This is a genomic window from Campylobacter mucosalis, from assembly GCF_013372205.1.
Classification (GTDB): Bacteria; Campylobacterota; Campylobacteria; order Campylobacterales; family Campylobacteraceae; genus Campylobacter_A; species Campylobacter_A mucosalis.
In genome coordinates, this window is record NZ_CP053831.1 from 842,775 (window position 1) to 861,932 (window position 19,158).

19 protein-coding genes are annotated in these 19,158 nt (G+C 35.3%); 9 read left to right on the plus strand and 10 right to left on the minus strand.

The features are described 5' to 3' along the window. Positions 1-20: 20 nt before the first annotated feature. Genes CMCT_RS04470 through murJ form a run of 3 tightly spaced genes read right to left on the minus strand, consistent with a single transcriptional unit; the run spans position 21 to position 4,508 of the window. The gene (locus tag CMCT_RS04470; RefSeq protein ID WP_034967115.1) at positions 21-1,748 is read right to left on the minus strand and encodes an ABC transporter ATP-binding protein; all 1,728 of its coding nucleotides are present in this window, start codon (positions 1,746-1,748) and stop codon (positions 21-23) included. Further along, positions 1,745-3,121 (minus strand): cysteine--tRNA ligase, encoded by a 1,377-nt coding sequence (cysS, locus tag CMCT_RS04475; RefSeq protein WP_176325034.1) that lies wholly within the window; start codon positions 3,119-3,121, stop codon positions 1,745-1,747. The genes CMCT_RS04470 and cysS overlap by 4 nt, the downstream gene beginning before the upstream one ends. Continuing rightward, positions 3,108-4,508: a murein biosynthesis integral membrane protein MurJ gene (gene murJ, locus CMCT_RS04480; protein WP_034967112.1), complete on the minus strand. Its 1,401-nt coding sequence runs from the start codon at positions 4,506-4,508 to the stop codon at positions 3,108-3,110. Before murJ ends, cysS begins: the two co-directional genes overlap by 14 nt. 109 nt (positions 4,509-4,617) lie before the next feature. Between murJ and CMCT_RS04485 the strand changes: the two genes are divergently transcribed. From CMCT_RS04485 to CMCT_RS04515, 7 genes are all read left to right on the plus strand, one after another. Continuing rightward, entirely contained in the window at positions 4,618-6,525 is a 1,908-nt protein-coding gene (locus CMCT_RS04485) for a flagellar assembly protein A (protein WP_176325035.1), read from the plus strand. Then, positions 6,522-7,076, plus strand: coding sequence for a Holliday junction branch migration protein RuvA (gene ruvA / locus CMCT_RS04490; protein ID WP_034967106.1), 555 nt, complete (start codon positions 6,522-6,524; stop codon positions 7,074-7,076). Before CMCT_RS04485 ends, ruvA begins: the two co-directional genes overlap by 4 nt. 11 nt (positions 7,077-7,087) lie before the next feature. Then, complete coding sequence (locus CMCT_RS04495) at positions 7,088-8,128, plus strand: D-alanine--D-alanine ligase (protein ID WP_034967103.1); 1,041 nt, start codon at positions 7,088-7,090, stop codon at positions 8,126-8,128. A gap of 68 nt (positions 8,129-8,196) precedes the next feature. Beyond that, positions 8,197-8,424, plus strand: coding sequence for a type II toxin-antitoxin system Phd/YefM family antitoxin (locus CMCT_RS04500; protein ID WP_034967101.1), 228 nt, complete (start codon positions 8,197-8,199; stop codon positions 8,422-8,424). Then, positions 8,417-9,244, plus strand: a complete 828-nt coding sequence (locus CMCT_RS04505; RefSeq protein ID WP_082198615.1) for an alpha/beta fold hydrolase — start codon at positions 8,417-8,419, stop codon at positions 9,242-9,244. Before CMCT_RS04500 ends, CMCT_RS04505 begins: the two co-directional genes overlap by 8 nt. After that, positions 9,241-10,671: a Mur ligase family protein gene (locus tag CMCT_RS04510; RefSeq protein WP_034967097.1), complete on the plus strand. Its 1,431-nt coding sequence runs from the start codon at positions 9,241-9,243 to the stop codon at positions 10,669-10,671. Before CMCT_RS04505 ends, CMCT_RS04510 begins: the two co-directional genes overlap by 4 nt. After that, positions 10,671-11,081, plus strand: a complete 411-nt coding sequence (locus CMCT_RS04515) for an SEL1-like repeat protein (RefSeq protein WP_034967637.1) — start codon at positions 10,671-10,673, stop codon at positions 11,079-11,081. Before CMCT_RS04510 ends, CMCT_RS04515 begins: the two co-directional genes overlap by 1 nt. Here CMCT_RS04515 and CMCT_RS04520 read toward each other — a convergent pair. From CMCT_RS04520 to CMCT_RS04540, 5 genes are all read right to left on the minus strand, one after another. Further along, complete coding sequence (locus CMCT_RS04520) at positions 11,071-12,258, minus strand: acetate kinase (protein WP_034967094.1); 1,188 nt, start codon at positions 12,256-12,258, stop codon at positions 11,071-11,073. The genes CMCT_RS04515 and CMCT_RS04520 overlap by 11 nt on opposite strands. Further along, a complete protein-coding gene (pta, locus tag CMCT_RS04525) occupies positions 12,255-13,619 on the minus strand; it encodes a phosphate acetyltransferase (RefSeq protein ID WP_034967091.1) in 1,365 nt (454 codons plus the stop codon). Before pta ends, CMCT_RS04520 begins: the two co-directional genes overlap by 4 nt. An 80-nt stretch (positions 13,620-13,699) precedes the next feature. Continuing rightward, the gene (locus tag CMCT_RS04530; RefSeq protein ID WP_034967089.1) at positions 13,700-14,362 is read right to left on the minus strand and encodes a DUF799 domain-containing protein; all 663 of its coding nucleotides are present in this window, start codon (positions 14,360-14,362) and stop codon (positions 13,700-13,702) included. Beyond that, entirely contained in the window at positions 14,359-14,700 is a 342-nt protein-coding gene (locus CMCT_RS04535) for a DUF4810 domain-containing protein (RefSeq protein WP_034967086.1), read from the minus strand. The genes CMCT_RS04530 and CMCT_RS04535 overlap by 4 nt, the downstream gene beginning before the upstream one ends. Continuing rightward, complete coding sequence (locus CMCT_RS04540) at positions 14,697-15,359, minus strand: CsgG/HfaB family protein (protein ID WP_034967083.1); 663 nt, start codon at positions 15,357-15,359, stop codon at positions 14,697-14,699. Before CMCT_RS04540 ends, CMCT_RS04535 begins: the two co-directional genes overlap by 4 nt. Before the next feature lie 107 nt (positions 15,360-15,466). On the opposite strand from CMCT_RS04540, the gene flgH reads away from it, so the two are divergent. After that, entirely contained in the window at positions 15,467-16,174 is a 708-nt protein-coding gene (flgH, locus tag CMCT_RS04545; RefSeq protein WP_034967080.1) for a flagellar basal body L-ring protein FlgH, read from the plus strand. On the opposite strand, the gene CMCT_RS04550 is transcribed toward flgH, so the two are convergent. Both CMCT_RS04550 and CMCT_RS04555 read right to left on the minus strand, forming a co-directional pair. Next, positions 16,171-16,908: a hypothetical protein gene (locus CMCT_RS04550; RefSeq protein ID WP_034967077.1), complete on the minus strand. Its 738-nt coding sequence runs from the start codon at positions 16,906-16,908 to the stop codon at positions 16,171-16,173. The genes flgH and CMCT_RS04550 overlap by 4 nt on opposite strands. A 74-nt stretch (positions 16,909-16,982) precedes the next feature. Further along, positions 16,983-17,807, minus strand: a complete 825-nt coding sequence (locus CMCT_RS04555; protein ID WP_034967075.1) for an adenylosuccinate lyase — start codon at positions 17,805-17,807, stop codon at positions 16,983-16,985. A gap of 374 nt (positions 17,808-18,181) precedes the next feature. On the opposite strand from CMCT_RS04555, the gene CMCT_RS04560 reads away from it, so the two are divergent. Continuing rightward, positions 18,182-19,150, plus strand: coding sequence for a putative transporter (locus CMCT_RS04560; RefSeq protein ID WP_034967072.1), 969 nt, complete (start codon positions 18,182-18,184; stop codon positions 19,148-19,150). Positions 19,151-19,158: the final 8 nt, after the last annotated feature.

The following is a 19,158-nucleotide window of genomic DNA, read 5'->3' on the forward strand; positions in this document are numbered from 1 at the left end:
TAATTTTATCAAAAAAGTGCTTAAATTAACTCTTTTCCCTTAAGCTTTGCATATAGTTCACAGCTTTCTTCAAGCTCACTGTCACTACCAAATCCTAAAACTTTACCACCAGCGATAACCGCGATTTTATCGGCATTTTGCACGGTGCTTAGGCGGTGAGCAATGACAAATATGATCTTTTGGCTACGAAGCTTATTTATGGCGTTTGTTATCTCTTTTTCACTTTCATTATCAAGTGCAGAAGTCGCCTCATCAAAGATTAAAATTTGAGGATTTGAATATAACGCCCTTGCTATTGCTATACGCTGTCTTTGTCCGCCTGAGAGATTTGTGCCAAATTCGTTTAAAATCTCATCTGTGCCATTTGGCAGATTTTTTACAAATTCATAGGCGTTTGCCATTTTTAGAGCGTTTATGACGGCGTTTTCATCAAATTCTCGTCCATAGGCTACGTTTTTTGCGATCGTATCATTAAAAATATACACGCGTTGTGTTACAAGTCCGATATTTTCGCGTAAAGAGTGTATGTCTATATCTTTTATCTCTTTATTGTTTAGCAAAATTTTGCCGTCATTTGCCTCATAAAATCTCATAAGCAGATTCATAAGCGACGTCTTACCTCCACCGCTTGAGCCTACGAGTGCGATTAGCTCTGATTTTTTAGCTTCTAAATTTATGCCATTTAAAACCATTTTTTCATTATAGCTTAGCTTTATATTTTCAAATTTTATAGACTCTATAATGCCAGAAATTTTATACTCTCCGCTTGGAATTTGGCTTACTTTATCCATTAATTCAAATGTCCGCTCACTCGCAGCTATTGCGTCTTGCATTTTATTATACAGCGAAACTATGCGTTTTATCGGGGTGTAAAGCATAAAAAGTGCCGTTAAAAACGAGAAAAATGAGCCGATACTAAGCTCTCCATTAATAACTTCTTTACCACCTATTATAATTACAGCCGCTACGCCTATAGCACCGATAGTTTCCATTAATGGACTTACTAATTGCTCTATTTTTACGCTTTTTAGATTTATTTTAAAGAATTTGTTATTTTCATTTACAAATCTGCTATGCTCGTAATCTTGAGCGTTGTTTGCCTTTATTATCTCAATGTTTGTAAAAATTTCGTTTAATGTTGAGTTAAGATCTGAGTTTTTCTCCTGTGATGAGCGAGAAATTTTCTTCATTTTTTTTGCCATTTTTGATATCGGATAAAAGGCTAAAGGCATTATAATTAGTGCAAAAAAGGCAAGATGAGAGCTTTGATAGATAACGACACACAAAAGTCCTATGGCACTCACGCTCTCTCTTAAAAGCTCAGGAATTATGCCTGAGACGATACTTCTTATACGCTCAATGTCATTTATGCTTCTGCTTACCAGTTCGCCAACTCTGTATTCGTTAAAGAATTTCATATCAAGGCTTAGCAAATTTTTAAGTAGTTTTTCACGAAAACGTCTTACCGTGTCTTGACCGATAAATGCCGTAAAATAGGCTTGCATATATGTTCCAGCACCTTTTAAAAAGTAAATTAAGATGATGGCGTAAGGTAGCATATATAGTAGCGTTTCGTTTTTTTCAACGAAAATTTTATTTAGCACAGGTTCAACAAGCCAAGCAGAAGCCGCCGTTCCCCCACTAGCAAACGCCATACCTATAAAAGCGAGTATAAAATATGGTATGTAGTCTTTAAAATAAGGGATAAATCGTCTTAAAACGCCAGAAACTTTTAAATTTTTACTCATATTTTCTCCCAAAGTGTGCCACTTGGCGTGTCCATTATGTTGATATTTAGAGCGTTTATTTGCTCCCTAATCTCATCTGCTAGGGCAAAATTTCGCTCTTTTTTTGCCTCGTTTCGCTTTAAGATTAGCTCGTTTATCTTAGCTTTTAGCTCATCGCTTACGCCAAACTGAAAATACTCAAAGCTATCAAGCGTAGCGATACCAAAAATTTGCTCTAAAAAGGCTAAATTTGCAACTATTGTGGTTTTTAGGTTTTTATCTTTTGGATTTTTATCAAGCCCTTCGTTTGCTAAATTTACAAACTCATCAACCACAGCAAGTGCCTTTGAGGTGTTTAAATCATCGCTTAGAGCTTCTAGGATTTCGCTTTTGAAATTTTCGCTAATTTCTCCAAGTTTTGTCTCATAAACACGTTTTTTAAGGCGGTAAATTTTATCAAGACGTTTTTTAGAAGCGTTTAAGTCATCAAGTGAGTAGTTAAAATTCGCCCTATAATGGCTGCTTAATAGATAAAATCTAAGCACTTCGCCTTGATAATCTTTAAGGGCGTCTTTTACAAAAAAGCTGTTATTTAGGCTTTTACTCATCTTTTCATTATTGATTTGTATAAAGCCGTTGTGTAGCCAGTATTTGCTTAGCTCTTTACCAGAGTGACAGCGACACTGTGCGGCTTCGTTTTCGTGGTGTGGGAATAGTAGGTCAGAGCCACCAGCGTGGATATCTATTACAAATTCTGTATCGCTTGCTAAATGCTCTTTTATCATCGCAACGCACTCGGTGTGCCAACCGGGTCTGCCCTTGCCAAAAGGTGCGTCGTAAAAATTTTCATCAAATTTCCAAAGCACGAAGTCTTTTTGATCTTTTTTACTCTCATTGTTATCAACCCTAGCTACGGCGTCATCGCACTCTCTGCCACTTATGCTTAGGTATTTTACGTCCTTTTGGGTGTTAAAATATATGCCATCATCAAGCTTGTAAGCGTAGTCTTTTTTAATAAGCTCATTTATGTAATCTATCATCTGCCCCACGCACTCTGTCGCTCTTGGCTTTATATCAGGGTCAAGCACGTTTAAAGCCTTCATATCGGCCTCAAAGCTATCAATATAAAAATTTGTAATCTCCTCTAAACTCTTGCCACTCTCGCTCATTTTCTTTAAAATTTTATCATCAATGTCGGTGTAGTTTCTTACAAATTTTACCTTATGTCCGAGTGCGATTAAAACTCGCCTTAGCATATCAAAGCTCACGGCGCTTTTTGCGTGTCCAAGGTGCGCGTCATCATAAACCGTTGGACCACAAAGATAAATTCTAACCACCTCATTTTGTGGCTTGAAATCAACCTTTTGTTTCTTAACGCTATCATAAATTTGCATAAAAAATTCCCTTTAAAAATGTAAGTAAAAAAATCTCTGCCGTTATCAAAATGGCAGTTAAAAGTATAAATTTTATCTGGATTATAGCTAAAAATTTCGCATATCCAAACTCTTTAACGTATAAAAAAAGCTGTAAAAATCCGCCAAATGAACTAGCCAAAGCAAGTCCCACAGCACCCCAAAACTGCATAAAAATGAGTGCTAAGATGAGATTAAAAACAAGGCAAATGGCTGAAATTTTAGCTGCTAGCTTCTGCTTTAATCTTGCATAAATCCAAAGCGAAAAGAGCTTAGCAAGTCCAAAAGGGGTAAGCCCCACAAGATAGGCACATAGCACCTTAGCACACTCTATGGTATCAGTGTGAGTGAAGTTGCCACGCTCAAAAAGTAGCCAAATGATAGGCTCAGATAAAATCACGCCACCAACGCTTGAAGCTAAAAGTGCAAAAAACAAAATCATAAAGGCGTTTTTGGTTTGAAGTAGGGCGTTTTTTTCATCTCCGTTTTTTAAAAGGCGTGTGATTTTTGGAAACAAAGCTTGGCTTAGGGCGATTGCAAAAATGGCAAGTGGGAGCTGAAAAATTCGGTTTGCATAAAACATATAACTAATGCTACCACTGGCTAAAAAACTAGCTAACCACGTGTCTAAAAACGCACTAATTTGCATAGCTGATGAGCCTAAAAGTCCGTGGTAAAAATTTACAAAAAAGCCCTTTGTGTTAGTTTTTTTACCCTTTAAATATCTAAAAATTCCACCAAAAAATAGCGGATTTAGCCCTTTAAATTTTAGTGCCAAAAGGTGCGTTAAAAGCTGTAAAACTCCGCCTATTACGACGCCGTAGCTAAGGTATGTTGCTACCTCTTTTTGGCTTAGCCCATTTGCTAAAAATAGTGAAAAAATCATAGATAAATTTAAAAGTGCTGTTGAAAACGCAGTCGTGGCAAAATGCCCCTTGTATTGAAGCAAAGTGCCTAAAAATGTAACAGCGTAAATTAGAGCTAGGTAGTAAAAATTTATCCTTACAAGCGGGACGGCATTTTTAGTATCAGCTTCGCTTAATCCAGTTGCAATAATAGTGATAAACTGCTCGGTAAAAAGATTTACTAAAAGCGTTAAAATGCCGATAAATAGCAGAAATTTTAAGAAAATTTCACCACTAAAAAGCGATTTTTTTACTGATTTTGTAAAATTTGGTAAAAACGCCTGTGAAAATGCACCCTCTCCAAAGATTCGCCTAAATAAATTTGGCATTTTAAAGGCAATAAAAAATAGGTCGCTAAAAATCCCAGCACCAAGCACTAGTGCCGTTAAAATATCACGCAAAAGCCCTAAAATACGAGAAACTAAAATACCACTTGCGTTTGAGAAAAAGCCCTTTATAAACATTAAAACCACCTAAATTAAAAATCAAATAGTAGCAAAAAAAGCCTTATTTAATGAAATTTTTGAGATAATATCAACTAAAAATTTTTAAAATAGGACAAGCTTGATTGATATGACGCAAGAACAGGTGCAAGAGCAGGGGGTAGTTTACTTCTCTCCAGTTTTACTTACGACAAAAACACCGCATTTAGAGATAAAAACACTAGCAAATTCGCAAGGCGTGGATAGTAAATTTGTAGATTATAGACTGCTTGATATTCTTACTAGCTACACCGACGCAGAGCACGAAGAGCCAGTGGAGGTTAAAAGGGCGGATCTTGATATTTTTGATGATACGATGTTTTATATTGAGCCTAGTTTAAAGATAGAGCAGAGCTATTATGTCGAGTTTTATGATATCAGACAAGCACCAAAAGTTTTACTTCCAAAGATTAATATCGGTGTAAATTCAAGCCTAACAAAAATAGTAGCAAAGATACACTCAAGTAAAGATATAGCTTACGTCGATAAATACGATGAATTTTTGTATGAGTTTATCGCCAAACAGCTAATAAGTGCTAAAATTTTAGTTGGCATAAGAGAGGGCAAACTTAGAGCTGAGCTAAATAAAATTTCATCAATTTTACGTATAAAAGAGATGATTGATCAAGATGTTACAATAAGCGTTACTACTGGCGTAGAGCCACGAAAGCCTATAGATGCGCGTGTTATTTTTCACTACAAAAAGAGCTCTCAAAACCAAAATTCTGACAAGGTTGATTACGCTAGTAGGGGATTTTTACAAGGTGTTATAGCTGGAGAACTTATAATTGAAAAGATAAAGCCAAAAAACGGCAGAAACGGCAGAAACGTTAGGGGCGAGTTTTTAGAAATGCCACCTGTTAAAGAAGATGGCTCTAAAGATATAAATGTAAGCGAAAATATCGAAGTTAGCGAGAGTGATGAGAGTATAAAATATACGGCGTTAAAACCAGGCTTTGTAAGCGAAAGTGGCGGTGTTTATGACATAAAAGAAGAACTTGAGATAAATGAGATAAATTTTAAGCAAACTGGTTCTGTTCAAACAGTTATGGACGCAAATGTAACGCTAATGATAAAAGAGTCTGATATCTTTAAAGATGCCATTGGTACTGGTGTTGTCGTTGAGGCTAAAGAGATAAATGTAAAGGGAAATGTCGCTGCAAACGCTGTTGTAGTCGCTGATGAAGTAAGCATAGGTGGACAGACTCACGGCAAGGCAAAGATAAAGGCAAAAAAGGCAGAAATAGCCGTTCATATAGGGCTTGTTGAAGGAGATGAAGTCGAGATAGATAGGCTTGAGGGTGGAACTGTTATTGCTAAAAAAGTTCGTATAAACTCAGTTATTGGTGGAAATATCACTGCTGAGGAAATTTACATACAAACGCTTGGCTCAAACTGCACGATGACAGCTGCTATGCTAATTGATGTGAAATTTTTACGCGGTATGAATAATAAATTTATCATCGATACTAGCAAAATGGCTGGTAATATCGAGGATATACCAATGCAGTTAAAAAAGATAGAGGAGGCTGAGGCTATCCTTGATAAGCTACCAAAAAAGATAGAAACAAAAAAATCGATAATAGACAACAACAAAAGCTCGATATACACGATAAAGCAAAAGGTAGAGGAGCTACAAGCTGCAAAGATAGTTCCGCCTGTAACGTTTATGAAAAAGCTAAAAGAGTATCAGCAGTTGGTGGCTGACTACAACGAGCTTTTAAAAGAGCTAAAGAGTAAAAAGTCAGAACACCAAACCCTAAAAGAGGAGTTAAATGTAATGCAAAATGGAATTTTTGCAGCTAGGGTTATAAACAGAAGCAACTGGCTTGAGCTAAATGAGGTAAAATTTATAGTTATCGATCCACCTGTTGATGTTACGTATATGACAAAACAGAATGAAATGGCACGTGTGATGAGCTTAGAGCGAGTGGGCGATGATAAATTTCAAATCAAAAAGAGCAACGACTTAGGCGATGCTAAAATGGATGAAAAATGATAAAAGCAATAGATGGCGTAATAACAAGAAAAGATCCAGCATTTGTGATTTTAAAAACAGCAAGTGGCGTTAGCTATGGAATTTTTGTATCACTTTTTTGCTCTGCAAAGCTTGAAAGTGGAGCAAGAGTGGAGCTAAATATAACTCAAATTATAAGAGAAGATGCAAATTTACTCTATGGATTTTTGGATTTAAATGAGCAAAAAATGTTTGAAATGCTAATAAAACTAAGCGGTATTGGAGCCTCAACTGCTATGGCGGTTTGCTCATCATTAAGCTCGAGCAATTTTATGAGTGCTGTTATAAATGGCGATGATGAAACGCTTAAAAGGGTACCTGGAATCGGGGCAAAAACTGCCAGACGCATAATAGCCGAGTTAAGCGACGCTAAGCTTATAACCGAAGAGAATGTGCCAAATCACGCAAGTGAGGCTGCTATGGCACTTGAAGCACTTGGATTTAAGCGTGAAAAGATAGTTAAAATTTTAGCCGAATGTAAGGCTACTGATACAAGTGAGCTCGTAAAAGAAGCTCTAAAAAAACTAGCATAAAAAGGTGTGATATGGAAAATTTTGGTGTGATTTTTGGTGCAAGAAGCTTTGAACACGAGATAAGCATAGTCAGTGCTATTGTTTTAAAAAATGTGTTAAAACGAGAGCTAACCTTCGTTTTTTGTGATAAAAATCGTGAGTTTTATCTTATCGAGAATAAAAATATGAGAGCAAATTTTTTTAGCTCTGGCGAATACAAAAAGTGCAAAAAACTTATCTTACAAAATGGTGGCTTTTACACCCACTCTCTTTTTGGGGTAAAAAAACTAGATGTTGATGTCTATGTGAATTTAATACACGGAATGGACGGAGAGGATGGCAAGATAGCTGCTTTGCTTGACTTTTTTGAAATTTCATACATAGGTCCTAGACTAGAGGCTAGTGTGATGAGTTTTAATAAAATTCTTACAAAGCTACTAGCTAAAAAAGCCGATGTAAAAACGCTAGAATATGAGAGTATAAAGCGTGAAAGTCACATAAAAACGCCATTTCCTATCATTATAAAACCAGCAAGGCTTGGCAGTAGTATTGGTATAAGTGTTGTAAAAGATGAAAACGAGCTAGAATACGCACTTGACGTTGCGTTTGAGTTTGATGATGAGCTTATTGTTGAGCCATTTATCGCTGGAGTTAAGGAGTATAACCTGGCTGGTTGCTATGTAGACGGTGGTTTTGAGTTTTCTATGATAGAAGAACCAGCTAAGAAGGATTTTTTAAGCTATGAGCAAAAATATCTTAGTTTCTCAAATGAAACAAAGGTTAAAAAGGCTGAAATTTCAATAGAGCTTGAGAGAAAACTAAAAGAGGCTTTTGTAAAAATTTATAATTGTGGTTTTGAGGGTGCTCTTATTAGGTGTGATTTTTTTGTTATAGATGAAGAGGTTTATATAAATGAGATAAACCCAAATCCAGGAAGCTTAGCAAACTATCTATTTAACGACTTTACGGCTGTTATGGACTCTTTGGCTAACTCTTTACCAAGAGAGAAAAAGATAAATATAGATTATAAATTTATAAACTCTATCACTCATTCAAAAGGCGGTAAAATTTAATACCGCTTAACTATTTTATAAAGAAAAGTATGTTAAATTTTACATAAAATTTTATGTAAAGAGAGCAGATGACAACTTTTAGCAAAGATGAGATTTTTACAGCTACTGAGGTAGTAAGAAATTTTAGCACCATACTAAACAGAGTCGGCAAAGGCGATTTAAAACGTGCAGTTATCGTTAAAAATAATAAATTTGAATCAGTGCTTTTAAATATGAGTGAATACGAACGACTATGCGAAGCGGTCGAAATACTCCAAAGCATTTATACATCAACTAAGAAAGAGAATAATGGCTAGTAAAGAGATAAGAAGCGGTTTAAGAAAATATAAAATAAGCTATGAGATGCTAAACCCAGACAATGACGAAATAGTGCTTTTTTTGCACGGCTGGGGTGCAAATAAAGAGATAATGAAAAAGGCGTTTGGTGGGTATTTTACTGGGTATAAACATATATATTTAGATATGCCAGGTTTTGGCGATAGTGATATTTTTAGTCCGCTTTATACTAGCGATTATGCAAAGATTGTAAGAAATTTCATAAAAACACTACCAAAAGAGCCAAGTATAGTAGTTGGTCATAGCTTTGGCGGGAAGGTGGCAACGCTTCTTGAGCCAAGAAATATCGTGCTTTTAAGCTCGGCAGGGATACCTGTGAAAAAAAGATTATGGGTGCGTTTTAAAATTGCTATTTTTAAATTTTTAAAGATTTTTGGACTTGGTAAATTTTATAAAATTTTTGCCACCAAAGATGTCAGCGGTATGAGTAGAACTATGTATGAAACACTAAAAAATGTCGTAAATGAAGACTTTAGCTCAAAATTTGCAAATCTAAACTCAAGGGCGTTTATATTTTGGGGAGAAAACGATAAAGCTACGCCTTTAAAAAGTGGAGAAAAGATGCACGAGCTGATAAAACATAGCAAATTTTATCCACTTAAAGGCGATCACTTCTTTTTCTTACTCCACGCAAAATTTATAAGCGAAGAGGTTTGTAGATTGCTTAGGGGTGAAGAGAGTTGCATAGAAAGTATAAGCACAAAGAGTGATGCTAATGAGCAGGGCGATGAGAGCGGTATTGAGTTTTTGCCTGAAGAAGAGGGGATAGAGATAAAATGAGTCTATTTTCTCAAGAGTTTTTTAACGTAGCTGCCGCGTGTTTTGTGCTTTCGCTTGGCTTTTATGTAATCACTTGTTTTCAGTGGTTTTCGTACCGGGTAGAGCGTGTGCTTTTTCATTTTACAAAACCAGCTTGGCACGTCTTTTTCTTTATAATTCCAGTTGTTTTATTCTATACAACTGGAAGGTATTTTTTTATATATTTTTGCTTTGCGTATCTACCAGCACTATTTTTATGGCATAAAAAACTTGATAAAAAACTTGTATTTACTGGCAGGATAAAGCGTTTTTTTGCCATTTTAATAATCGCCTTAATAGTGCAAAATTTGCTCTATTTTATAGCAAATAAGCCAAATTCTGATATTATTTTGCCACTTGTTATGAGCTTAGTTTTAAGCCATTTTCTTGAAAAATTTAACTCATTTAAATTTCAACAAAAAGCTAAGGAGAAGCTTAATAGCATAAAAAATCTAAAGATTATAATGATAACTGCTAGTTACGGAAAGACTAGCATTAAGAACTTCTTGTATGAAATTTTAAAAGATGATTTTGTTGTGTATAAGACGCCAAGAAGCGTTAATACTTTAGTTGGTATCATAAAAGATATCAATGAGAATTTAGATAAAAATACGCAAATTTATATCGCAGAGGCTGGTGCTAGACAGAGTGGCGATATAGCTGAAATTTCAAGCTTTTTAAATCCACAAATAGTGGTGGTGGGCGAAATCGGTGCACAGCATATTGAGTATTTTAAAAGCATTGAAAATGTAAGAGCTACCAAGCTTGAAGCTCTTAAATCATCTCGTCTTGATATGGCTTTTTTACACTCTAGCACGTTAAAAGAGCAAGGCAGTGGTGTTGAAATTTATGATAGAGATTTAGGGGAAATTAGCGCAACTCTTGACGGACTTGAGTTTAAACTAGAAAGCATAGCCTTTAAAACCCCGCTACTTGGCAAATTCAACGCCTCAAATTTGGCAGTTTGTATTAAAGTAGCAAGGTGTCTTGGGCTTAGTGATGATAAAATTTCTAAAAAACTATTGCATTTAAAAAATGTAGAGCACCGTTTAGAGCGAATGGACGCAAAAAACAAGATAATAATCGATGATAGTTTTAATGGAAATTTTGCTGGAATGAGTGCTAGTTACGAGTTAGTTGCAACTTATAATGGCAGAAAAGTGTTAATCACGCCAGGCATTGTAGAATCAACAAGCGATGAAAATGAAAAACTCTCTCGTATAATAAATGAAATTTTTGACGTGGTTATGATCTCTAGTGCTTTAAATGCACAGGCTCTATTAAAGCACCTGCACAAGCCACAGATTGTGATTATCAAAGATAAATCAAAAATGCAAGAGCTACTTTTAGAGCATACTAGAGGTGGCGATCTGGTACTATTTTCAAATGACGCACCGAGTTTTATGTGATGAGAAAAATTCTATTTTTTGCTATTTTTGTATCGGCTTTTGGTTTTGATATTGATGACCTTGATAAAGGTATGGACGCGTTAAGAAAAGAGGATTATAAAACCGCGTTTGAGATATTTCATATAGGTTGCGAGGCTGATGACGCGTTAGCTTGCGAAGAGCTTGGTATGATGTATGTAAATAACGAAGTCCCGTCAGAGCTTGACGCTCGTGAGCAAAAGGCAAAGATCGGTCTTGAGTATTTTTTAAAAAGCTGTGAAAAGCTAGAGTATATGAACGCCTGTGATGATATAGTTAGTCTAAAGGGCGAGTTTATGCCACTTTTTGGAACTGAGATTTTTAACAGAGCCAGTAAAAAGTATGATGAGCTTTTAAGGGAATTTAAAAGCGATACAAATACTAGCGAGTAATTAGCTCCTTTGTCTGACGTGCTATCTCTAGCTCCTCATTTGTCGGTATTATTAGTGTTTTAATCTTTGCGTCTGGCTTATCTATAAAACGCTCTGTTGCTAAATTTTGGCTAAAATTTAGCTCCCTGTCTATGCTTACTCCAAGGTGTGATAGCTCATCGCATATCTTTTGCCTTGTATTTGGGGCATTTTCGCCAATACCGCCAGTAAAGATGATCGCATCAACCCTTTCAAGCACGGCATAATACGCACCGATATATTTTTTCACTCTATAGCAAAACATATCAAACGCTAGGGCTGCCCTTTCATCGCTCTCCTTTTTTGCGACAATATCTCTCATATCGCTAGAGCCACATATGCCAAGAAGCCCACTTTGTTTATTTAAAAAATCATCAATTTGCGTGTGATCTATTACCTTTTGCTCTAGTAAATAGACAACCACAGCCGGATCTAAATCGCCACTTCTAGTCCCCATAATAAGCCCTTCAAGCGGACTAAGCCCCATTGATGTATCGACGCTTTTACCATTTTTTACAGCACAAACACTAGCTCCATTGCCAAGGTGTAGTGAGATTGCATTAAATTTATCATATTCTATATTAAGCATACTTGCTGCTCTTTTGCAAACATATCCGTGAGATGTGCCGTGAAAACCATATTTTCTAACGTTGTGAGCCTTACAAAGCTCGTAGGGTAGGGCATATCTGTATGCGTATTCTGGCATTGTTTGATGAAAAACAGTGTCAAAAACGGCAACGTGTGGCACATTTTTGCTAGTTTGCATGGCGTTTTTGATACCAGCTATATGACCTGGATTGTGTAGCGGGGCTAGTGGGCTTATCCTTTCAAGCTCTAAAATCACGCTTTCATCGATAATGCAAGAGCTTAAAAAGCTCTCTCCGCCGTGAACTATCCTATGTCCTATTCCGTCAAGTTCGCTTAAGTTGTTTAAAATTTTAGCCTCTTTTAGTAGTTCATTCATCAGATCAAGCCCGGCGTGATGGTCTTTTATCTGCACCAGTCTTTCATAAATTTCGCCATTTGCTTTTAAAATAGCACGTGAGTTATCAAGTCCTATTTTTTCTATAAGCCCACTTGCTATACTTTGTTCATTATCCATAGAGAAAATTTGAAATTTTATAGAGCTTGAACCCGAGTTTAATACTAAAATTTTCACTCATCTCCTCCTGCTTGTATTGCACTTATTAGTATTGTGTTTATGATATCTTGCGTTAAAGCACCACGACTTAGGTCGTTAACTGGCTTTTTTAACCCCTGAAGTATCGGACCTATTGCTAGGGCGTTTGCACTTCTTTGAACTGCTTTGTAACATATATTTGCACTATTTAAATCAGGAAATACAAAGACATTTGCAGATCCTGCGACATCTGAACTTGGCATTTTTTTAGATGCTACTACCTTATCGACCGCTGCGTCATATTGTATTGGGGCTACTATTTTTAGTGTTTTATCAAGATCTGTGGCTATCTGTTTTGCCTGTTTTATCATCTCTACGCTTTGTCCACTCCCGCTATCTGCTGTTGAGTAGCTTAGCATAGCTACGTGTGGATCTAGTCCAAATGATAACGCTGTTTTTGCCGAAGTTATGGCTATATCAGCAAGCATATTTGCGTCAGGATTTATGTTTATAGCACAATCTGCGTAGACTAAAAGCTCTTCATCAAGCACCATAAAAAATAGCCCTGATACCACACTTGTGTTTGGTTTGGTTTTTATAAGCTGCAAAGCAGGGCGTATAGTATCTGCTGTGGTTCCTACTGCACCACTTACGACAGCGTCTGCTAGGTTGTTTTTTACCATCATTGTAGCAAAGTAGTTTCTATCACTAGCCATATTTAAGGCTTGTTCTTTGCTAATCCCTTTTTGCTTTCTTAGCTCGTAAATTTCATCTGCAAATTTCACCAAAAGATCGCTTGAATTAATATCTATAATATTTGCATTTTTTAAATCAATTCCAAGCGCATACTCTTTGTTTTTAATGCTTTGTTTGTCTGCTATTATGCTTATTTTTACGCACTCATCTTGTAAGACGTTGTGTGCCGCCATTAAAATTCTATCATCATCGCCTTCTGGTAAGATGATGTGTTTTTTTAGCCTTTTTGCCTCTTTTTTTAGCTGGTATTCAAATTTTAGCGGGGTTATTATGTTTTGTTTTAAAGATAAAATTTCAGATAAATCATCTGTGATGACAAGCTTTGAGTTTGGATTTATAGCTTTTACTTTTTCTAAAATTTCATCTTCAAAAATAGGGCAGTTTAGGTTTTTTGCTAGTTGTAAGCTAAGCTCTATTTTGCCCACTACACCGCTATTTTGTGGGGCTATAACTATGATAAAATCGCTATTTTGTGCCATATCATCAAATGTATTAATAAGCTTTAAAATATACTCTTTTTGTGATTTTAAAAACTCACTTTCATTAAAATTAATCTGTAAAATTTCAATTTTTTTAAATTTTAAAGCGAGTTTTTCTTTTAAATAATCTACGTTTTTTGTATCAAGCGTGTATAAAGCGTTCACGATTTACCTTTTGGGACTTTATTTACTTTGTATTTTAACATAAAAATTTAAAAACAAACAAAGTCATAGTCCCTAAAAGGCTAGTTTTTTAGCTGTGCGTCCTCGCCAAAATGCTTGGCTCTGTAACCACGAAGTAGGCAGTTAGAGCAATCAGGTGCGTAAAGTTGCCACATCGCTTGATTTGCAAGGTCGTAACTTGCGTCACTGATTGAGTTTGCTATTTGTGTTACGACGGCTGAGATTAGCATACCAACAATACCGCTGTTATCGCCACCTGAATCGGTTTGCGCGTAGGCTGATTTTTGCCAAAGTAGCTTTTGTGAGCGTAGATCAAAAAGCTTTGCACTTACGCCAACGATAGTGTAGCTTGAAAGCAGGACGTATTTTGTGCCATAGTCGGTTATATCAAGGTATAAAACGCTATCGGCTTTAAAAATTTCTCTTAATTTTGGCAGTGGGATTTTAGCTATCTCGTCCGCTTCGCTTATGCCGTTATTTTTAAACGTATCATAAACCAAAGCTATTGGATAGACGTAATATCCAGCTTCGTTTAGCGGGATTAGCGAGTTTGCTAGGATTGAGGCTGGTGCTTTTATATCAGTTGTTTGATTTGTTGGTGGCAAGACTAAAATTGACTTTGGTTTGGCACTTAAAAATTCCGAGTAATCATAAGGTTGTGGCTTTGCACAAGCACTAAAAAGTAGGGCGATGAGTGAAAAAAGAGCTAGGTTTAAAATTCTCATTTTTTAGCCTTTAATAGAAATTCTAAAAACTCTTTTGACTCGTTAAATTCACTCATCTCTTTTTCAAAATACGCTTTTGCCATTTTTAAATCGCCCTTGTTTGAGTATAAAAGTCCAATATGAGCATAAAGTCCGGGTGGGACTTTATGACTTTGTTGATTTGCCTCGTTTGCTAAGTTTTCAAGCTTTGAGATTTGCTCGTTTAGGTCATATTCATCAAGCAAATAGCTATAAATCGCATTTGGATACTCGCCCTGCCAGTAGTAAAGCGACCTTTCATTTGTTGAAGCACAACCTACAAAAAATAGCGTCAAAACCGCTGTGAGTAAAATTTTCATTTTAAACTACCGCTATCAACGCCGTTTGCTAGTTTATTTACAGCTTCTGTGATGGCTAAATTTAACACCTTGCCGTTTAGCGTGCTATCGTATCCTGCTGTGCTACCAAAGCCGATTACTTCGCGTTCACTTAGTGCGTATTCACCTGCACCTTGGGCTGAAAAAACAACTGATGAAGTAGCCACTTCAACGACATTTAGGCTTACTTTTGCATAAGCAGTTTGGGTTTTACCACTGCCTAAAATTCCAAATAGTTGCATATCGCCAGTCGTTTTTCTGCCAAATTCTGTCACGTCGCCAGTAATTATATATTTTGCGCCCTTGATATTTTGGGCTGTTTTTGAATACTCGCTCTCTTGTTTTAAGGCATTCATATTAGTTCTTTCTAAAACTGAAAATCTACCACTTTGGTTTAAATTTGTAACTAAAATCGTAGCAGCTTGATTGCCAAGTCTGTCCTCGCCGTCGCTAAAAATTCCATTTTGATATGATGATTGATTAGAAAACCTACCAACTGAAACTAGCACCTTTTGTCCGTGAAATGGGCTTAGTGCAACCTCTGGTGCTGGTGTCTCGATGCTTTTGTGGCTCTCAGTAGCACAACCAGCAAAGCTAAGTGCTAAAACACCAGCCAATGCAAAACTTAGTGATTTTTTCATATTTATCCTTTATAGAAAATTTCGTGATTATAGCAAAAAATAGTATTATATTTTTATAAAAGTTTTAAAATGATAAACTTAGGCAATATAAATTTATAAGGGTTTTTATGAAATTTCAAAATTCATTGCTACTTTGCAGTGTCGCTGCGTTTTATGTTGGTTGTACCCCAAGCGTCGATCCACACATTGATATGAAAGCACCAGTTTATGTAGATCAGCTACCGTCAAAAAATAACAGCACCGGTGCGTCAAATCAGGGCAGTTTGTATGGTCGTGGCGATAATCCTTTATTTTCAGACAGAAAAGCAATGAATGTAAACGATATCGTGACGGTTGTTATCTCAGAAACGGCAACTCAAAGTTCAACTGGTTCAAGAAGCACGTCAAAAGACTCAAGCATATCTCTTGGCGGAGGTGTCGCAACGGCTGGTGCTGCACCTTTATCAACAATAGCAGACAACATCACAAAGTATGGAGATATCAGCTTTAAAGCAGGTGGTGGCAATAAATTTAGTGGTAACGGGACGGTTAGTAGAAACGAGAAATTTAACACAACCATATCAGCTAGAATCGTAAAAATTTTAAACAATGGCAACTATTTTATCGAGGGATCTCGTGAAATTTTGATAAACGGCGAAAAGCAGCTTATGCAAATTAGTGGCGTTATAAGACCTTATGATATCTCTCAAAACAACGAAATAAACTCAAAATATATCGCAGACGCGAAAATTTTATACAAAACAGAGGGCGATGTGGATAGATCAACTAAAAAGCCTTGGGGAACTAGGATTATGGAGGCTATTTGGCCATTTTAGGCTAACTTTTGTCCTATCGCCGACGCCTTTAACTCTCTTATCTCATAAAATAGGTAGTAGTATATAAGCTCGTTTATGTTTAGGCTTTTAACGCCAAAAACAGGCTGAATCATAGCTAGAATTTTATCCGATATACCTGCTATCTCAACTAGCAATAACTCGTCGTTGTGCTTTTTTGCTACCTTTATGCAGTTTGAGAAAAATATAAATATCGTTTTAAATTCCTTAAGAATCACATTTGATACGATTTTAGAGTCCATTTTGATAAGTTTTTTTATCTGATCTTTTAGTGCTACAAGCTCACTTAGCGTGTTTTTAATCTCTTTTCTAAAACCAATATCTCGCTTTATCCAGCGTTTTTTATCATTTTTTGTGGAATTCCCATACTCTATCACTAAAATATCAATGATATCTTGTATCATTTTTAAGCTTTGTTGTAGCCTTTTATTTGAGTCTGGACTAACTCCACCTTTTTTGATTTTATGCTCTATTGACATTTGCGTTTGTTCAAGATATGTACTGATATTTTGATAGTAGTCTTGTGTGTTAAATACATTTTTAAAAAAGGTGCTTTCGTTACTGCTTTGTTGCAACTTTGCCTTAACGCTATCAACCATTTTGTTAAATTCTATGACATCCATATATGGTTCAGTGTCCTGAATATCGTCTGGATTTAGAAGTTGTATTTCTGACTTTATCTTTGATATTTGATCTTTTATATTAGCAAAATCCATCTAACGCTCTTTAAAAACTAAAATAATGCTACATTTTACTATAAAAATTGTAAATTTAAAAGAGCAGGGTAGTTTTAAAACCCTGCGGCGTATCGTTCTTGCTCTTTAAATAGCGGCTTTAGTGTTTCATAAGCATTTTGAATTTGTTCAAATTTTAAGCGATACGCATCTCTTACATTTTGACTTTTTGCCATATGTCTATCCGGATGATATGCTTTAACAAGGCATAAATAACTCTCTCTTACTGTCTCAAAACTGCTTTCAATACTGCATCCAAGAAGTCTAAATTTATCTTCAAAAAGGCTATTTAGAGCAGATAATCTAGCTGAAAATTTCTCAAATGATGAGTTATAATTTTTCTTAAAATTTTCAAATTCATCTTTCTTGTAGCAAAAATCTATCATAAATTTTAAATGCTGTTTTGCTAGGATAAATTTTTCTAGCATTTGTATTTGGCTATTGTTTTTGATTTTTATGTGTAGTTTGTTTTGATTTTGATTTAGCTTGTATTCGCAACCATCAAAGCTTTTTATGATATAGCTAAAAAATAGTTTATCTTGTTTATTGATAGTAAAAATTGCTTCATTTTTTGAAAATTCTATATCTGCTTTTATGACTTTTGTTATCGCATTTTGTTGTATATAGTTAAGTTTTATTGTTTTGTATTCAGCAAATTTTATCTCTATGCTTTCGTTATTTTCACGTTCGTAAAGTCGTTTTATAAATTTAAAAAAATACTTTCTTTGAGGCATTTCACTCTCTTGATAAAATGAGATCATTTTGCCTTTGCTAGATAGGGTTTTGCTAAAATTTTTATCTATCATTTGACTTAATGTTTTAAAAATCTCATCGCTATCTGTTAATATAGAAAGAGATTCTAAAGTATTATTTATTTGCATAAAAGACACTCCAAAATAAAAGTTTATTTCACAAAAGCAACAATCGTTCCAAAAAAATTAAACCATACATAAAATAGTATGACAAAAGGTAAAATACAAGCTATTTTATATATTTTGTATTGAAAACTGTAATTTTCAGATAATTATTTTAATTTTCCAAATGCTCTATTTTTAGGCATTTGAAGTTACGTTTTTTAGGTGTTTTATTGCATTTTACTTTTTGTGTGATAAAAATTTATCCATTAAATTTAGCGTAAAAAATTACAAAATATTTGTAGTAAAATTTTATGTTATTGATAATGAGTATATTTTATCTGAATTTTACAATTTTTTGGATATTATCCTTAAACTTTTTTAAATTTAAGGAGATTGATTTGTTTTCATCATTTTTTGCGAGTAAAAAATGGGCTATTTGGGCATACCTCGGTCTTAGTTTTTTACTTATATCTACGTACGCACAAGTTCAGCTTATGGTTGAGCTAAATAGCTGGTATAAGGGCTTTTATGATATTTTGCAAAACGTAAAAGATCATACTATGAGTGATTTGTGGAGTGCTATCTACAAATTTGCGATGATAGCCTTTCCCTATGTTTTAATCGCTACATTAACAAACTACTTCACACGTGTTTGGACGTTTAAATGGCGTGAAGCAATGACGTTTGAGTATCTACACTATTGGCAAAAGGTGCCAAAGGATGTAGAGGGTAGCTCTCAGCGTATTCAAGAAGATATTTATCGTTTTGCTAAAATTCTTGAAAGTCTAGGCTCTCAAATAGTAGATGCAGTAATGACACTAATAGCTTTTATACCGATACTTTTAACGCTAAGCGATCAGGTAAAAGTGCCATTTTTAGAAGATGTCAAGGGTTCTTTGGTTTGGATAGCTTTAGTTACTAGTATAGGTGGTCTTGCGATATCGTGGTTTGTTGGGATTATGCTTCCAGGGCTTGAGTATAACAATCAAAAAGTCGAAGCCTCATTTAGAAAAGAGCTAGTTTATGCAGAAGATGATAAGGTAAATTATGGCGGTTCTGCTAAATTTACAAGTTTGTTTAATGATTTGAAATTTAACTACGGCAGATTATTTTTACACTACGGATATTTTGATGTTTGGCGTTACTCTTTTAATCAAAGTATGGTTTTGGTTCCATTAATCGCTATGGCACCGAGTGTGTTAGCTGGGACTATAACGCTTGGTGTTATGATGCAAGCGACAAATGCGTTTAGGCAAGTTAGAAGCAGTCTTTCGGTATTTATGAACAACTGGACGGTTATAACCGAGCTTCGCTCAATCCACAAGCGTCTTAAAGAATTTGAGATAAATATAGAGTATAAAAGATAGTTTAAAGG

Bases quoted from the DNA above. Each gene is read 5' to 3' on its own strand.
- CMCT_RS04495 (WP_034967103.1), top strand. From the start codon at position 7,088: ATGGAAAATTTTGGTGTGATTTTTGGTGCAAGAAGCTTTGAACACGAG.
- CMCT_RS04530 (WP_034967089.1), bottom strand. From the start codon at position 14,362: ATGAGAATTTTAAACCTAGCTCTTTTTTCACTCATCGCCCTACTTTTT.
- CMCT_RS04510 (WP_034967097.1), top strand. From the start codon at position 9,241: ATGAGTCTATTTTCTCAAGAGTTTTTTAACGTAGCTGCCGCGTGTTTT.
- CMCT_RS04470 (WP_034967115.1), bottom strand. From the start codon at position 1,748: ATGAGTAAAAATTTAAAAGTTTCTGGCGTTTTAAGACGATTTATCCCT.
- ruvA (WP_034967106.1), top strand. From the start codon at position 6,522: ATGATAAAAGCAATAGATGGCGTAATAACAAGAAAAGATCCAGCATTT.
- murJ (WP_034967112.1), bottom strand. From the start codon at position 4,508: ATGTTTATAAAGGGCTTTTTCTCAAACGCAAGTGGTATTTTAGTTTCT.
- CMCT_RS04500 (WP_034967101.1), top strand. From the start codon at position 8,197: ATGACAACTTTTAGCAAAGATGAGATTTTTACAGCTACTGAGGTAGTA.
- CMCT_RS04485 (WP_176325035.1), top strand. From the start codon at position 4,618: ATGACGCAAGAACAGGTGCAAGAGCAGGGGGTAGTTTACTTCTCTCCA.
- CMCT_RS04505 (WP_082198615.1), top strand. From the start codon at position 8,417: ATGGCTAGTAAAGAGATAAGAAGCGGTTTAAGAAAATATAAAATAAGC.
- CMCT_RS04515 (WP_034967637.1), top strand. From the start codon at position 10,671: ATGAGAAAAATTCTATTTTTTGCTATTTTTGTATCGGCTTTTGGTTTT.
- CMCT_RS04550 (WP_034967077.1), bottom strand. From the start codon at position 16,908: ATGGATTTTGCTAATATAAAAGATCAAATATCAAAGATAAAGTCAGAA.
- CMCT_RS04535 (WP_034967086.1), bottom strand. From the start codon at position 14,700: ATGAAAATTTTACTCACAGCGGTTTTGACGCTATTTTTTGTAGGTTGT.
- CMCT_RS04555 (WP_034967075.1), bottom strand. From the start codon at position 17,807: ATGCAAATAAATAATACTTTAGAATCTCTTTCTATATTAACAGATAGC.
- flgH (WP_034967080.1), top strand. From the start codon at position 15,467: ATGAAATTTCAAAATTCATTGCTACTTTGCAGTGTCGCTGCGTTTTAT.
- cysS (WP_176325034.1), bottom strand. From the start codon at position 3,121: ATGCAAATTTATGATAGCGTTAAGAAACAAAAGGTTGATTTCAAGCCA.
- CMCT_RS04540 (WP_034967083.1), bottom strand. From the start codon at position 15,359: ATGAAAAAATCACTAAGTTTTGCATTGGCTGGTGTTTTAGCACTTAGC.